Origin of the sequence: Streptomyces polygonati, assembly GCF_042650325.1 — a bacterium.
Lineage (GTDB): Bacteria > Actinomycetota > Actinomycetes > Streptomycetales > Streptomycetaceae > Actinacidiphila > Actinacidiphila polygonati.
Window position 1 is genome coordinate 26159 of sequence record NZ_JBHSBB010000053.1, and the last position, 15400, is coordinate 41558.

A 15400-nucleotide genomic window follows, 5' to 3' on the forward strand; every position below is an offset into this window, starting at 1 on the left:
GATTCTTCTCCTGTGCATTGGCTGTGTGTTTCCTGTGACCGGGCAGCGTCGTGGTGGGGCCGGAAAGGAGCGGTCGTCGCTGCCCGCCGGGCGTCCAAAGGGTGCATATCGGGATGCTTGTGGCGCATTAATCGGTACGAGTGTGAGGAAAACGTGGGGAAGAGGTAAAGGGTAAAGAGTGGGTCTGTAATTGGTCGCGGGAGTTATTCGCTTGTTTGGCGTTGGTAGTTTCCCAGCCGATTGACATCGGGCAGCGTCGACAAGCGAAGGGCGGGACGCCGTGATGCCGGGCAACGGCTTTCACAGAACGAGGTCGGACAGGGCGGGGGGCGGGGGCGGCCCCCGGCGTCCATGGGGCGGCGGGCGGGCGGTGACCGCCGTGGTCGGCGCGCTGGCCGTCTGCGCCGCCCTGCTGGGCACGGCGACGACGGCCACCGCGGCCGTGCGCGAACCGCCGGCACCGCCGCACGGCAAGCCGGTACCGGTGACCGCGGTGGCGTCGCACTACCACCGCCCCGTCACGGTGCCCGACTACCGTCCCTCCCCGGTGTCCTGGCCGGTCGGCGAGGCCCGGGTGGCCCTGCCCGCGGCGGGATCACCGGCCGCGGGCGCCGGGGCGGACGCGCGTACGGACACGCCGTCCGGCCGTACGGACGCCGCGCCGACCGCGGCCGCGCCGGTACGGGCCGGCTCGCTCCCGGTCTGGATCGGCCCGGCGAAGACCGGCCGCGCGGCGAAGACCACGGCCGGGACCGCCGCCGGGACCGCCGCCGGGACCGGCGGGAAGACCGCCGCGGAGACCCCCGCCCCCGCCTCTGCCTCCGCCCCCGCCGCTGTCGACGTCGACCTGCTGCCCCGCGACCGGGCGAGCGCCGCCGGAGTCAGCGGCGTGCTCCTCAGCCTCGACCGCGCGGACGGCGTGGCCACGCCCGCCGATGTGAGCCTCACCCTGGGCTACGGCTCGTTCGCCACCGCCTTCGGCGGCGACTGGGCCTCCCGGCTGCACCTGGTCTCGCTGCCGGCCTGCGTCCTGACCACCCCGCAGTTGGCCCAGTGCCGAACGCAGACGCCGCTGGCCTCGACCGACAACGCCCAGACGCAGACCCTCACCGCGCCCGTCGCCGTGGCCGCGGCGGCGCCCGCGGCCGAGGCGCGCTCCGCCGGGGCGGTCACCCCGAAGACCGTGCTCGCCGCGCTCTCCTCCGCCGGAGGCGGCGGCGGCGACTTCTCCGCAACCACGCTCAGCCCGGCCGGGTCCTGGCAGGCCGGCGGCAGCTCCGACGCCTTCGACTGGTCGTACCCCTTCTCGGTCCCCGGGGCCCCGGGCGGCCTCGCCCCGAAGCTCGGCCTCGGCTACGACTCCCAGGCGGTGGACGGGCTTGTCTCCTCCACCAACAACCAGGCGCCCATCACGGGCGACGGCTTCAGCCTGCCGTCCAGCTATGTCGAGCGCTCCTACCAGTCCTGCCACCAGAATCCCACCGGCACCACGAAGACCTGGGACAACTGCTGGTCGGCCAACAACCAGTTGACCCTGTCGCTGAACGGCCAGACCTCCGCGCTGATCAAGGACGACACCACCGGCACGTACCACCCGATGGGCGACTCCAACGAGCGGGTCCAGTACCTGACCGGGGCGAGCAACGGCGCCCAGAGCGGTGAGTACTTCCGGGTCACCACCGACGACGGCACCCAGTACACCTTCGGCCTGGACGAGCTGCCGGGCTGGGCCAGCGGCGACACGAAGACGAACTCGGTGCTCACCGAGCCGGTGTACGCCACCGCGTCCGGGCAGCCCTGCTACAACGCGACCTTCGCCAGCTCCTACTGCCAGCAGGCGTACCGCTGGAACCTCGACTATGTGAAGGACACCCACGGCGACGTGATGTCCTACTTCTACACGGTCGACACCGGCTACTACGCCCGCGACCTCGGCACCACGGCGAACACGTCCTACAGCCGGGACTCCCGCCTCAGCACCATCCAGTACGGCCAGCGGGACGGCTCGGTCTACACCACCACCCCGTCCGCCAAGGTGACTTTCGGCTACAACGGTCGCTGCCGCACCTCCGCGACCGGCTGCGCCACCTCGACGCTGACCTCGTCCACCGCCACGAACTGGCCGGACGTCCCCTACGACCTGTACTGCGCGAGCGGGGCGTCCTGCTCGGTCAACTCGCCGAGCTTCTGGTCGGAGTACGAGCTCAGCTCGGTGCAGACCCAGGCCCTGTCCGGCACCACCACGTACAACGTGGACAACTGGGCGTTCACCTACTCCTTCCCGCCGACCGGTGACGTGACCACACCGTCGCTGTGGCTGTCGACCCTCGTGCACACCGGCCAGGACACCACGGGCGGCGGCTCCAGTTCGGCCATCGCGATGAAGCCGATGGTCTTCGCCGGTACCCCGCTGTCGAACCGGGTGAATCTGACCGACGGCTACCCGCCGATCACCCGATACCGGCTCAACACGGTCACCACGGAGACCGGCGCCGTCATCAGCGTCGGCTACTCGGCACCCGCCTGCGGCTCCGGTACGCCCAGCGACCCCAGCCAGAACACCAAGCTGTGCTATCCCGCCTACTGGACGCCCACCGGCGCCGCCGCCCCCATCGAGGACTGGTTCAACAAGTACATCGTCACCGGCGTCACCCAGCAGGACCCCTTCGGCGGCGGGGTGAACGACACCATCGCCACCAGCTACACCCCGATCGGCCTGCCCGCCTGGCACTACGACGACAATCCGCTCACCCTGTCGAGCCAGCGCACCTGGAACCAGTTCCGCGGCTACCAGGGCATGAAGGTCAGCGTCGGCACCAGCCCGGACCCGGTCACCGAGACCGACTACACCTATTTCCGCGGCATGGACGGCGACACCCTGCCGAGCGGCGGCAGCCGCTCGGTGACGATCGCCGACTCCCGGGGCGACACCCCGGTGACGGACTCCGGCCAGTTCGCCGGGCAGACCTACGAGACGATCACCTACAACGGCAGCGGCAGCGGCAAGGTCGTCAGCGACACGGTCGTCACCCCGTGGACGTCCGCGGCCACCGCCACCCACGCGCTGGGCGGCGGACTGCCGTCCCAGCAGGCCTTCATGACCGGCACCGCCGACAGCAAGGTCTACACACCCCTGGCGTCCGGGGCCACCCGGACGACCGAGACGGCCTTCGGCCATGACGCGGACGGCCGGGTCACCACGACCGACGACCTGGGCGACACCTCGACGGCGGCCGACGACCTGTGCACCACGACCGGCTACACCCAGAACACCGCGGCCTGGATCCTCGACACCGTGAACGAGGTCCGCACCGTCGCCGTCAAGTGCGCGACCACTCCCTCACTGCCCAGGGACGCGGTGTCGGACACGCTGACGTACTACGACAACTCGACCAGCCTGACCGCGACCCCGACCATCGGTGATCCCACCGAGACCCGGTCGGCGACCGGTTACACCGGCTCCACGCCCGTCTACACCACCGAGGCGAGCACCACGGTGGACGAGTACGGGCGCAGCCTCACCTCGACCGACGCCGACCAGCGGACCGTCTCCACCGCCTACACGCCGGCCACCGGCGCCGAGCCGACCACCATCACCTGGACCGACCCGCTCACCCATGTCACCACCAAGACCTACGACCCGCTGCGCGACGTCCCGCTGACCACGGTCGACGCGGCCGGCTACAAGGCCTCGGGCACCTATGACGCGCTCGGGCGCGTCATCCAGGTCTTCGAGCCCGGTGTGAGCTCCGCGGTGACCAAATACTCCTACGCGGTCAAGAACGACGACCCGTCGGTGGTGACGACCCAGTCGCTCAACGACGACGGCACCTACCGCAGCGCCACCATGATCTACGACGCGCTGCTGCGGGTACGGGAGACCCAGACCCCCACGCCCGACGGCAGCCGCGACGTCAGCGACACCACATACAACACCGACGGCTGGGTGGCCAAGGACTCCAGCCCGTACAACGCCTCCGGTGCCCCCGACGGCACCCTGGTCCAGGCGCAGGACGGCCAGATACCGTCCGAGACCGGCTACACCTACGACGGAGCGGGCCGCAAGACGGTCAGCACCGCCTACGCGCTGGGCACCGCGACCTGGCACACCAGCACCATCTACGGCGGTGACTTCACCACCACCGTGCCGCCGGCGGGCGCCACCGCCCAGAGCCTGCTCACCGACGGCCGCGGCCGCGTCACCGACCTGTACGAGTACCACTCCGGTGTGCCGGCCGACCCGACCGACCCGGCCGCCGACTACTCGGACACCCACTACACCTTCAACCCCAGCGGGACGCGGGCCTCGCAGACGGACGCGGCCGGCAACACCTGGTCCTGGCAGTACAACCTGCTCGGTCAGGAGGTCTCGGCGACCGACCCGGACAGCGGCACCGGCACCACCGCGTACGACAACGCCGGCCAGGTGACGAGCACGACCGACACCCGGGGCAAGCAGGTCTCGTACTCCTACGACGCGGACGGCCGCAAGACGGCCGCCTACGACACCACGGGGAACGCGGCCAAGTCGGCGAGCGACCAGATCGGCTCGTGGACCTACGACACGCTGAAGAAGGGCCTGCTGACCGGCAGCACCTCCTACCAGCTGGGCACCGCCAGCCCGTCGATCACCTCGACGGCCCTGGCCTACAACACCTTCGGCAAGGTCGTCGCGAACAAGACGACCCTGGCGAATCTGCCGGCCGACGAGGCGGCGCTCGCCCCGTCCACCGGTTACACCACGTCCTACACCTACGAGTCGACCGGCGCGCTGGCCACCCAGGGCGATCCGGCCGAGGGGGGCCTTCCCGCCGAGTCGCTGGACTTCGGCTACGACGCCCTGGGCGAGCCGACCAGTCTGGCCAGCGGCGGCACCAACGCCTGGACCTACGTCGGCGCCGTCGGTTACGACGAGTACGGCAAGCCGCTGCAGTACACCTTCGGGCCGACTACCGACTGGGCGGCGCTGACGCTCAGCTACGACCCGCAGACCGCCGCCCTGACCGACGCCAAGACCACGGACTCCAGCAGCACCACCGTGGTGGACGACACCAGGTACAGCTGGCAGAACACCGCGGTCTCCAAGGGCGCGGGCCTGCTCACCTCGACCACCGACGCGCAGAACAGCGGCGCCAGCACCGACACCCAGTGCTACACCTACGACTGGTCGGACCGGCTGAGCAGCGCCTGGACCGCCACCGACAACTGCGCGGCCACCCCGACCTCGGCGGCGAGCAGCACCGTCGGCGGGCCGAGCCCGTACTGGCAGAGCTGGACGTACACCGCCGACGGGCAGCGCAAGACGCAGACGGACCACGACACCGGCGGCAACACCGCCGCCGACACGACGACCACGTACAACTACCCGGCGGCCGGCTCCGCCACCGACCAGCCGCAGACCCTCAGCAGCACCAGCGCGGTCGGCCCGGCCGCCGCCGCGAACACCGCCGACTACACCTATGACGCGGACGGCAACACGCTGAGCATCAGCGGCGGCGCCGCCGGAGCCCAGACCATGACCTGGAACGACCAGGGGAAGCTGGCCACCGACACCACGAGCAGCGGCACGACCAGCTATCTCTACGACGCCGACGGCGCCCTCGTGCTGCGCACGGACCCGAACCAGGCCACGCTGCTGATCGGCGACGCGCAGATCGTGGAAGACCTCTCGACGCACGCCCTCACCGCCAACCGCTACTACTCCATCGCCGGCGTCACCATCGCCGAGCGCAGCAGCACCGGGGACGTGCAGTATCTGATCCCGAACCGGCAGGGCACCGACACCCTCGCCATCGACTACCAGACCCAGTCGGTCACCCGCCGCCAGTACCTCCCCTTCGGGCAGGACCGCGGCGGCTCGGCGACCGCGTGGCCGGGCAACCGGGGCTTCGTCGGCGGCACCGCCGACCCGGCGACGAACCTGGAGAACCTCGGGGCCCGCGAGTACGACGCCGTCACGGGCAGGTTCATCTCCGAGGACAACGTCTTCGAGACGATGGACACCAATCAGCTGTCCGGCTACGACTACGCGGGCAACGACCCGGTGACGCTGTCCGACCCGACGGGGCTGGACAACTGGTGGGCCGACCCCACCATGAACAAGCCGGTCGTCGCGGGCGCGCCGCCGATCCAGCAGAGCCTGGCCGACGCCGAGGGCTTCGGCAGCCTGTGCAACGCCAGCAACTGCTCCAACTACCATCCCCACCCGGTCTTCATCACGCCCCACTTCGGCTTCAGCGCGAACACGCCGAATGTGAAGAAGCTGGCGGCGGCGTTCTCCAAGGCGCTCAAGGCCCACTACGACAAGGAGTTCGACCCGCGGGCCTCGACGTACAAGATGCCCGACGCCATGCTTTCCTACGGCAATGAGGTCGGGACCTGGGACGATGTCTGCACCGGGCATCCCGATCTGTGCTCCAAGTCGTTCGCGGCCGAAGTCAACGGCCTGCACGCGGCATTGGACAAACAGGCCAAGGCCAACGAGCGCGGCACGATGTGCATCTTCTTCGGCCAGTGCCACTGGGCGAAGGTCACCGCCGCCGCGACCGTGTTCTTCCGGACCATGCGGGCCGGGCCGGACGGAAAGCCCATGATCGGCAGCGGGTCGCGCAACCTCGGCGCCCGTCCGCCGGACTACGAGGAGAACCTCGACGAGGACGGGAACATCGTCGTCGACGAGCCCGGCGTCGTCCCCCCGGGGCTCTCGACGGCGACCAGTCCGACGAAGATGGTTCCCGGGGTGCGCCCCAACTGGCTCCCGGGCGGCAAGTCCAAGGACCCGCTGTGGGCGATCAAGGGCAGCTCCCTCGAAGAGACCGGCGTCACTCCGCGACCGCAGGTCGGCAAGACCTACCACATCCTGCTCGGCCCGAATGAGTCCGGCACCTCGCCGGAGGACTACGGCTCGGCCATCGAGTCCACCCAGGACCTGTGGATCAACACGCAGGCCCAGTCCATGGAGGACGTGCAGGCGTTCATGGCGGAGATGGAGGCGGAGGAGTGAGCGCCGCCGGTCCGGGAGCGGGTGGGAATCCGCTCCCGGACCGGCGTTCGCGGCACGGCTAGAGTGGCGCCGGAGGGCCCATTCTCCTGATGCGGGAAGAAACGGACAAGGGACGAGATGGAGTCTGCGGAACTGCGGGAAATCCTGGCCGACTGGACGGATTTCGACGTCGCGGCCTATCGGCTGGGCAAGTTCATCGGCGTCCTGCCGGCGGACCGTTCATTCCTGTCCTTGAAAGGGATTTTCTGGATCGAGGGTTATCCGGTCGCGAAGATGCTGGACGAGATGCTGGAAAGCATGGTGGCGGCGGAAGTCCTGCTGAAGGACGACGACCTGCGGTACCGGTGGAATCCCGACGGGCCCGACCCGGACCTCTCCCTGGAGGACATCGAGGCCATCGAGGCCGGCCGGATCGGCGGGGCGGGACCCGAAGCCGCCGGGTAAGCCGGGCGGGCGGCGGCCGGGCGGGTCTACGGGCTCGGCGGGTCTACGGGCTCGGCGGCCCGCCGTCCTCCGGCTCTGTCCGAACCCATGGCGCCGCGGTGATCCCCTCGATGATCCGCCGCCAGCCCTTCGTGCGGTGGCCCCTCGTGGGGGCGTGGTCGTCCAGCCATATCTCCGTGCCCACCGGCAGATCCTCGGGCCCGCGGTCACCGCCGATGGCAAGGGTGAACTCCGGGTCCGACGGATCGCTGCGGCTGTAGACCACCCCGTCCCGCTGCCACGCCTCGATACCGAAGTCCGCCAGCGGCGCCTGCCACGTCCCGGTGCCCGGGAAGAGGAGCAGCAGCCGGTCACCCGGCATCGGCACGTCGAATTCCTTCACCCGCGCCGCCAACTCCTTGATGCGCACGGTGGGTTTGACCTGGAGACCGAGATCGGTGCGCTGGGAGCTCTCCACGGTCAGCAGGAAGTAGGGCACGGCGGATCTCCCGGGGCGAGGGGTGCTGCGGACGACGGGTGTATCCGACCACGGCGCGCCGTGCCGCTTCAACGCCGCTTCAACACCGCTTCAACACCGCTGGAGCCCCCGCAGGAGCAGCTCGACCAGCCGGCGGGGGTCGTAGCGGGGGTCGCTGTCGCGTCCGACGCAGAGGTTGCCGACGCCGCGCATCAGTTCGTAGGCCTGCGTACCGGGCCTGATCTCACCGGCCTCGGCCGCCGCGTCGAGCAACTGCGCGCAGACGGGCACCAGGCGGTCGAGGAAGTAGCTGTGCAGCGCTTCGAAGCCGCCGCTGTCCGACCGCAGCGCGTTGGCGAGGCCGTGCTTGGTGACCAGGAAGTCGACGAAGAGGTCGACCCACTGGCGGAGCGCCGCCAGCGGGGAGCCGGCGCCGGCCAGCAGGGTCGGCCCGGCCTCGGCGCAGGCCTCTACCTGGTGGCGGTAGACGGCGACGACGAGATCCGCCCGGGTGGGGAAGTGGCGGTAGATCGTCCCCATCCCGACGCCCGCCCTGGCCGCGATCTCACGGATCGGCGCGTCGACCCCGGAGGTGACGAACACCGCGGCGGCGGCGTCCAGCAGTGTCTGCTGGTTGCGCACCGCGTCGGCCCGCTTGCTCCGGGCCGGCACCTCCCCGGACTGCCTCGCAGCGGACACCGCGCTCTCCCTCCGACTGCCGTTGACAAAACGGAACGCTGCTCCGTATCGTCGTAAACGGAACAACGATCCGCTTTCATCGTAGCCGAACCGGGCCGCTTCCCACTCGCCGCACCCGACTCGCCCCACCCGGCCCGGCCGGCGCCGTGGGTCGGGACCGGCAGCGGCGGCCCTCGAAGGGACATCCGCGTCATGACCGCATCGATTCACCCGGCCGACAGCTTCGGCCCGCCCGCCCCCGTCCTCTCGGTCAGTCCGGTGGTGCTGCCGGTGCCCGGCCGGGCGGTGGACCTGGAGGTGCGGGTCTCCGCGCCCGTGACCGGGAGCGACCTGCCCGTCGTCCTCCTCTCGCACGGCCAGGGCCACTCGAACCACCTCTCCTCGCTGCACGGCTACGCGCCGCTGGTCGATTTCTGGGCGGCGCGCGGCTTCGTCGTGATCCAGCCGACCCATCTGAGCTCCAGGACGCTGGAGCTGGATCCCGCCACCCCCGGGGCCCCGCTGTACTGGCGGTCGCGGGCCGAGGACATGACGAGCGTCCTCGACCGGCTCGACGCGATCGAGGCCGCCGTCCCGCGGCTCTCCGGGCGCCTGGACCGGCACAAGGTCGCCGTGGCCGGGCACTCGATGGGCGGCCACACCGCGAGCCTGCTGCTGGGCGCGCGGCTCACCGATCCCGACGACGGAGAGGTGGTGGACCTGGCCGACCCCCGGATCGGGGCAGGCGTGCTGCTCGCCGCGCCCGGCCGAGGGGGCGACGCCCTCAGCGACTTCGCGGCCCGGAACTACCCGGTCTTCCGCAGCCCGGATTTCTCCGCGATGACGACCCCGGCGCTCGTGGTCGCCGGCGACAAGGACACCTCCACCCACCTGACGGTGCGCGGCCCGGACTGGCACACCGACCCGTACGTCCTCTCCCCGGGCCCCAAGTCCCTGCTCACCCTTTTCGACGCGGAACACGGGCTCGGCGGCGTCTCCGGATACGACGTCGCCGAGACCACGGACGAGAACCCCGGGCGGGTGGCCGCGGTGGCCGGGCTCACCTGGGCCTACCTCCGCACCCAGTTCTTCCCCGGCGACACGGCCTGGCGGTCGGCGTGCGAGGCGCTGGCGGCCGGCCCGAATCCGCTGGGACGGGTCGAGTCCAAGTAGCAGCTCAGCCGCATCACTTCACCCCCGGGCCGGCGCCGGCGCCGGGCCGATGCCCGGTTCGCGGGCGAGGGTCCACAGCAGGCGGTAGGCGCTCTGGACGAAGCGGTCGTGGGGCGCGGGGGCGGTGTTGGTCAGGGCCACCACGGCGATCGCGGGGTGCCGGCTGAAGCCGACGAACGCGGTGAAGCCCCGGGTGCCGCCGGAGTGGAAGTACAGGGCGGGGGCGTAGGTCCGGGGGTTGGTCTCCCCGCGCCGGGTCCAGGCCAGGCAGAGTTCGGGACCGCCGGGGCTGCGCGGCCGGGGCCTGGTCACTTCGTACAGCGCGGTACGCAGCGGGCTTCCGGGCCGGGTGTGGGTGTCCGGCGCGATCAGGCAGCGGGCGTACCGCAGCAGGTCCCGCGCGCTGGACCGCACCGCGCCGGCGCCCGGCATCGCCGGGATGACGAAGGGCGGGCGGGGCCGGCCGTGCCAGTGGCCGGTGGCCTGCGGCTCGGTGGCGGAGGCGCTGGTGTCGGCCAGGCCCAGCGGGTCCAGCACATGCGTACGCAGCAGCGCGCCGTAGCCGACGCCGGCCTCTTCGGCGAGCAGGTGGCCGAGCAGCCCGGCGCCGAAGTTGGAGTAGCGCACCCGGCTGCCGGGCAGATGCCGCACCCGCGTGCCGGCCAGCGACTCCAGCAGGCGGTCCGGGGTGAACGCCTGGTAGGGGTTGACGCTCCAGGAGGGGATCGCGGTCCGCAGCAGACCCGGCGGGAGCCGGGGCAGCCCGGAGGTGTGCGTCGCCAGGTGCTCCAGGGTGATGTGTCCGGCGCCCGCCCCCCGCGGCAGCGACCCCACCGGGATCCGGGCGCTCAGCGGCTGATCGAGGCGCACCGTGCCGCGCGCCGCCAGGTCGGCGAGCAGCAGCGCGGTGAACGTCTTGGTGATGGAGCCGAGTTCGAAGCGGGTCCGGTCGGTGACGGGTTGCGTGTCCGTACGATCGGTGAATCCGTGGCACAAGGTGGCCGAGTCGCCGGCCGCGTACACCGCTACGACGGCGGCGGAGCGGCGGCCGGCGGCCCGTACCACCGGCTCCAGCCGGCCGGTGGGCACCCGGGCCGGCCGGGCCGGGTCAGACGGCGGCGGCATCGTGGTAGCGGGACAGGGCGAGGGTGCCGGCCACGGATGCCACGACCACGGTGTGATGGTGGTCGCGGAACGCCTTCGCCGGGTCCTCGTCGACCGGCTCCCCGTTGCGCGGCATCAGTCCGTCCGGATGCTGGGCGGCGGCGAACCGCTCCCAGACCTCCGGCTCGCAACTCGGCCGGGGCAGGCAGGCGTCGACGATGATCAGCTCGCCGACCAGGTCCCATTCCTGGGTCTCCAGCCAGATGTCCATCCAGACCGGCAGCCAGTCGGTCAGATAGTCCCGGGCCACCGGCGGCAGTTCGTCGGCGCGCGCTCCCCAGTCGGTGGCGTTGAAGACGGAGTGGGTCATGCAGTACGCGGTGAGCCAGTCGATCATCCAGGGCTCGGGGGCCCGGCCGAGCCAGGTGGCGTCGATCAGCTCCCCCCAGTCCACCTGGCGGGGAACTCCGGCCACCCGGGCCGCGTTCGCCACCGCCAGCCGGCGGTTGGGCAGCATCTCGGTGCCCCGGTGCGCCGTCAGGCTCCCGAGGTGGTCCAGCAGCGTGTCCAGCCGCTGGTGGCGGTAGCCGACCCGGGCGAAGTAGGCGTACACCTCCAGCGGATCGGTGATCAGCGGATAGCGCAGCTGCCGTTCGTAGAGCAGGTCGCCGGAGCCCAACTGTGTCCAGGCGAAGTCCATCATGTCCCGGGCGGCCCGCTGGTCGGCGACCGAGGCCATTCCTTCGCGCAGCACCAGGGAGGCGGCCAGCGCGGATTCGCCCAGCGGCTTGTAGACGCTGTCGGGATCGGCCAGTTCGGCCGTGGTGTCGGGCGGCAGCGCGCCCAGGCTGCGGTTGCGGTGCAGCCAGCCGAGCGCGCGGGCGGCCACCAGGTGGGCGGCCTGGCGGGCCGGCACCGGCGCTCCGGTCGGGGAGGTGTTCACGCCGCCCGCTCCTCCGGCTCCGGCTGCTCGCTGAGGAGCAGACGCGCGATGGTGGTGTTCAGCGCCGTCCTGCTGCCGCCGGCGCCGCACAGCTCCAGGTGGGTCACGAGGGTGGCGATGTCCAGCGACGCCGGGAGATCGCCGCCGCGGGCCAGCGCGGCCCAGCGGATCAGCCGCGCGGCCGTCGGGTAGTCGCGGCGCAGCATCGAGCGGACCACTCCCCGGCTCAGGGCGAGGGTCCGCCGGCGGGCCTGCTGGTGGGCCGGCCCCTCCAGTCCGGGCAGGGCGAGCGGCGCCAACCGGGCCATCGAGCGGGACCAGTCGCGCCAGTGCGCGCAGCTCGCCACCGGCCCGGTGTCCCGCGCGGCCGGTACTCTCTCGGCGGCCCCGGCGGGTTCGTACCCCGCCACGTCCCGCAGGTCCCGCACGGCCAGGACCTCGCCGCCGAACCGGGCGAGCAGGGTGCCGGTGGCCCAGCCGAGGCCGGCCGTCTCCGGCGCGTCCTCGGGGGAGGGCGGGAAGACCCGCAGCGCCTCGGCGACCACCTCCTGGTCGTCCGGGCCGAAGGGTGCCGAGGCAAGCAGTGCGGGCGCGAAGACATCAGGTCCCAGCACCCGCACCGCGGCCAACGCCGCCTTGGTGTCCGCCGCCTGCGCGACATGAACCGCCAGACCGGAATGCTCCGCTGTGCCCCGAAGGGCACGCAGAACATGTCCGGTCAAGCTCTCCACCGCCGCCGGATAATCAACCGACGATGCGGAGTCGAGATGCGACATTGGCACTCCACTCTTTCCGCTACCGAAACCGACTTCTACCGAATGGCCCGACGAACGCTTCCCTTACGGGACGCGCTTACTTCTCGCGGGGTTCGGCCGGCTCCTTGGGCGACAGCAGGAGCAGCAGGAGGAGCAGGACGCTCGCCTGCGGCGAGTAGGCCGGCGCGCCACTGATCGACGCCTCCGGCTCGGTGATCAGCGCGTCGACGGCCGCGCGCTCGGGGGCGTCGGCCGGTGCCGTGAACCTGCGGGTGATGGTCTGGGCAGACATGGTGTTTCCTCCAGTTCGGCTGCCGCCCGGGTCCCGGGCGGTCAACACGCGTCGGCGGCGATCGCCGCCGACGAGCGGGCCTTGACGTGGGACGCGCGCCCGCTATCACAGTCGTGCCCAAATCCATTTCACCTCATGACGCGCCACACCTTTATTCATTCTTTCGAGTGTATGGGACGTGCTGTTCGGCTGCTTTTGGCCTGGTGGAGAAGGGAGTTGGCCAACTGGTGAACCGGGTAGCTGAATTGAATATCATCCGATAAATTTCGGCGCCCCTCTTTCCCTGCGGCGCCGTCACATCGCCTCCGACCGTGCGCCGCCGCCACCGGTCTTCTCCGCACCCTCGAAGTGGCCGCGCCCACCGCGCCCGTACGACGCTCTTCCTGGAGGCCCGCCGACACGGAGGATGAGCGATGCCCGACGAGGGGAAGGACCACGCCGTCGTGCTCGGCGCCAGCATGGCGGGTCTGCTGACCGCGACCGTGCTGAGCCGGGTCTACGGCTCGGTGACGCTGGTGGAGCGGGATGTCCTGCCGGCCGGGCCCGGACACCGGCGCGGTGTCCCGCAGAGCCGTCACACGCACGCCCTGCTGGCCAGCGGCGTCCGGGTCCTGGAGGAGCTGCTGCCGGGACTGCGCGCCGAGTTGGTCGCGGCCGGGGCGCGGCAGGGCGATCTGCTCGCCAATATCCGCTGGCTGTTCTCCGAACACCGGCTGAGCCGGACCGACATCGGGCAGCCGATGCTGTTCTGCGGCCGCCAACTGCTGGAGGGCCAGGTCCGGGACCGGGTCCGCAAGCTGCCGGGCGTCGCGTTCGCCGACGGGCAGGACGTCATCGGGCTGACCGCTTCGGCGGACCGGCGGCGGGTGACCGGGGTGCGGATCGGCGCCGAGGGCAGCGCCGACCGCGTCATCGGCGCCGATCTGGTCGTCGACACGACCGGTCGCGGGTCCCGTACCCCGCGCTGGCTCCAGGAACTCGGCTACCGGCCCGCGCCCGTCGAAAAGGTGACCGTCGACGTCGGATACTCCACCCGGGCCTACCGGTTACCGGAGGGCTTCCTGGGCGAGGACCGGCTCGTGCTGCACGGCTGGACGCCGCGCAGCCCGAGGGCGGGCGCGATCGTGGCCGTCGAGGGCGGCCGCCACCTGGTGACCCTGGCGGGACTGCTCGGCGACCACCCGCCCACCGATCCCCGGGCGTTCGAGGAATTCGCCGGGACGCTCCACTTCCCGGACATCGCGGACGCCGTCCGCGCGGGTGAGCCGCTCGACGAGGCGGTCGCCTTCCGCTACCCGGCCAATGTCCGGCACCACTACGAACGGGTACGGGACTTCCCCGACGGCCTGCTCGTCCTCGGCGACGCGGCGTGCGCCTTCAACCCGGCCTATGGGCAGGGCATCACGTCGTCGGCGTTGCAGGCCCGCGCGCTCGGTCGGCTGCTGGCCGGCGGACAGCCGCCGGACCGGCGGAGCTTCTTCCGGGCCGCCGCGGCCGCGGTGGACGACCCGTGGACCATCTCGACCGGGTCCGACCTCCTGTTCCCGGGCGTCCAGGGGCGGCGCACACCCCGTATCCGCTTCGTCAACGCCTATCTGGCGCGGCTGCACGCCGCCGCCGAGGCCGACCCCGCACTGTCCGAGGCGTTCGTCCGGGTCACCGGCCTGGTGGCGCCGCCGCAGAGCCTGCTGCGGCCCGACCGGATGGTCAAAGTGCTGCTCCGGGGCGGAGGGACTCATGCCGTCGAGCCGCCGGCCAGCGGGTACACCCCGTCGTCGCCCAGGGTCTCGGACAGGAACCACACGCCCGGGTAGAACGGGTTGACCTGGTAGTGGCAGACGACGTTGCTCCGCTCGGTGGTGTCGTCGGTCTTGACGCCCCGGTGCGGGATGTGGCTGAAGAACAGCACGCAGTCGCCCGCCTTGGGATAGACGACCGTACGGGGCTGCTCCTCGCACCACCGGGTGAAGGCGTTGTCCTCGGTCGCGACGACCTCGCCCCGCTTGACGCCTTCGGGCGGGCGCAGATGACCGCCGGTCACGAACTCCAGGTGCGAGGTGGCGGGGCCGCCGTCCTGGAAGTAGAAGGTGGTGTTGACGGCGGTGCCCCGGCTCGCCAGCCGGCCCTCCGCCGCCTGGTCCCAGTAGCCGTAGAAGTCCATGTGCCAGTGCTGCTTGTAGGCACCGGGGTAGACATGGCCGCGCAGGCTGCGCAGCTGCAACTGCCGTCCGCACAGGCCCCGGAGCTCCTCCCGCACCGAAGGATGCGCGATCAGGCCGCCGAAGAGGCCGGGGTCGACGTCCAGGACGTCGTCGAACCAGACGGTGCCCACATCGTTGGAACCGCGCGGATGCCCCTCGGCGTGCAGAGCGCGGAGCCGCCCGGACAGCGCCGCGCATTCGTCCGGGCCGAGAGCCCCCTCGATGACGACGAAGCCGTGGGTCGCAAGGTCGTCCAACCGCTGTTCAACGAGCTCATGCATGACGGGAATCTAGCATCGGGGCTGTTCTCCGCGGACAGCTCCGGCAAGGCCCGCTGTCATCGCGGGCGT

11 protein-coding genes are annotated in these 15400 nt (G+C 71.4%); 4 read left to right on the plus strand and 7 right to left on the minus strand.

All coding sequences use genetic code 11. From position 1 onward, the window contains the following. Window positions 1-370: 370 nt before the first annotated feature. Both ACFO3J_RS35430 and ACFO3J_RS35435 read left to right on the plus strand, forming a co-directional pair. A complete protein-coding gene (locus tag ACFO3J_RS35430; protein ID WP_386438829.1) occupies window positions 371-7003 on the plus strand; it encodes an RHS repeat domain-containing protein in 6633 nt (2210 codons plus the stop codon). Between the two features lie 117 nt (window positions 7004-7120). Continuing rightward, a complete protein-coding gene (locus ACFO3J_RS35435; protein WP_386438832.1) occupies window positions 7121-7447 on the plus strand; it encodes a hypothetical protein in 327 nt (108 codons plus the stop codon). Window positions 7448-7490: 43 nt separating this feature from the next. Here ACFO3J_RS35435 and ACFO3J_RS35440 read toward each other — a convergent pair whose 3' ends face one another. Continuing rightward, window positions 7491-7925 (minus strand): hypothetical protein, encoded by a 435-nt coding sequence (locus tag ACFO3J_RS35440; RefSeq protein WP_386438835.1) that lies wholly within the window; start codon window positions 7923-7925, stop codon window positions 7491-7493. A 90-nt stretch (window positions 7926-8015) separates the two neighbouring features. Further along, window positions 8016-8603: a TetR/AcrR family transcriptional regulator gene (locus ACFO3J_RS35445; RefSeq protein ID WP_386438838.1), complete on the minus strand. Its 588-nt coding sequence runs from the start codon at window positions 8601-8603 to the stop codon at window positions 8016-8018. A gap of 192 nt (window positions 8604-8795) precedes the next feature. Between ACFO3J_RS35445 and ACFO3J_RS35450 the strand changes: the two genes are divergently transcribed. Then, a complete protein-coding gene (locus tag ACFO3J_RS35450) occupies window positions 8796-9755 on the plus strand; it encodes an alpha/beta hydrolase family protein (protein ID WP_386438841.1) in 960 nt (319 codons plus the stop codon). Between the two features lie 18 nt (window positions 9756-9773). On the opposite strand, the gene ACFO3J_RS35455 is transcribed toward ACFO3J_RS35450, so the two are convergent. From ACFO3J_RS35455 to ACFO3J_RS35470, 4 genes are all read right to left on the minus strand, one after another. After that, on the minus strand, window positions 9774-10880 hold the full coding sequence (locus ACFO3J_RS35455; RefSeq protein WP_386438844.1) for a serine hydrolase domain-containing protein: 1107 nt from the start codon (window positions 10878-10880) through the stop codon (window positions 9774-9776). Next, window positions 10864-11802 (minus strand): DUF6895 family protein, encoded by a 939-nt coding sequence (locus ACFO3J_RS35460; RefSeq protein ID WP_386438847.1) that lies wholly within the window; start codon window positions 11800-11802, stop codon window positions 10864-10866. The genes ACFO3J_RS35455 and ACFO3J_RS35460 overlap by 17 nt, the downstream gene beginning before the upstream one ends. Further along, complete coding sequence (locus tag ACFO3J_RS35465; RefSeq protein ID WP_449343671.1) at window positions 11799-12524, minus strand: hypothetical protein; 726 nt, start codon at window positions 12522-12524, stop codon at window positions 11799-11801. The genes ACFO3J_RS35460 and ACFO3J_RS35465 overlap by 4 nt, the downstream gene beginning before the upstream one ends. A gap of 130 nt (window positions 12525-12654) precedes the next feature. Further along, window positions 12655-12849, minus strand: a complete 195-nt coding sequence (locus ACFO3J_RS35470) for a hypothetical protein (RefSeq protein ID WP_386438853.1) — start codon at window positions 12847-12849, stop codon at window positions 12655-12657. A 413-nt stretch (window positions 12850-13262) separates the two neighbouring features. Between ACFO3J_RS35470 and ACFO3J_RS35475 the strand changes: the two genes are divergently transcribed. Continuing rightward, window positions 13263-14663, plus strand: coding sequence for an FAD-dependent oxidoreductase (locus ACFO3J_RS35475; protein ID WP_386438856.1), 1401 nt, complete (start codon window positions 13263-13265; stop codon window positions 14661-14663). On the opposite strand, the gene ACFO3J_RS35480 is transcribed toward ACFO3J_RS35475, so the two are convergent. Further along, window positions 14585-15331 (minus strand): phytanoyl-CoA dioxygenase family protein, encoded by a 747-nt coding sequence (locus ACFO3J_RS35480; RefSeq protein WP_386438859.1) that lies wholly within the window; start codon window positions 15329-15331, stop codon window positions 14585-14587. The two genes, ACFO3J_RS35475 and ACFO3J_RS35480, sit on opposite strands and share 79 nt — an antisense overlap. Window positions 15332-15400: the final 69 nt, after the last annotated feature.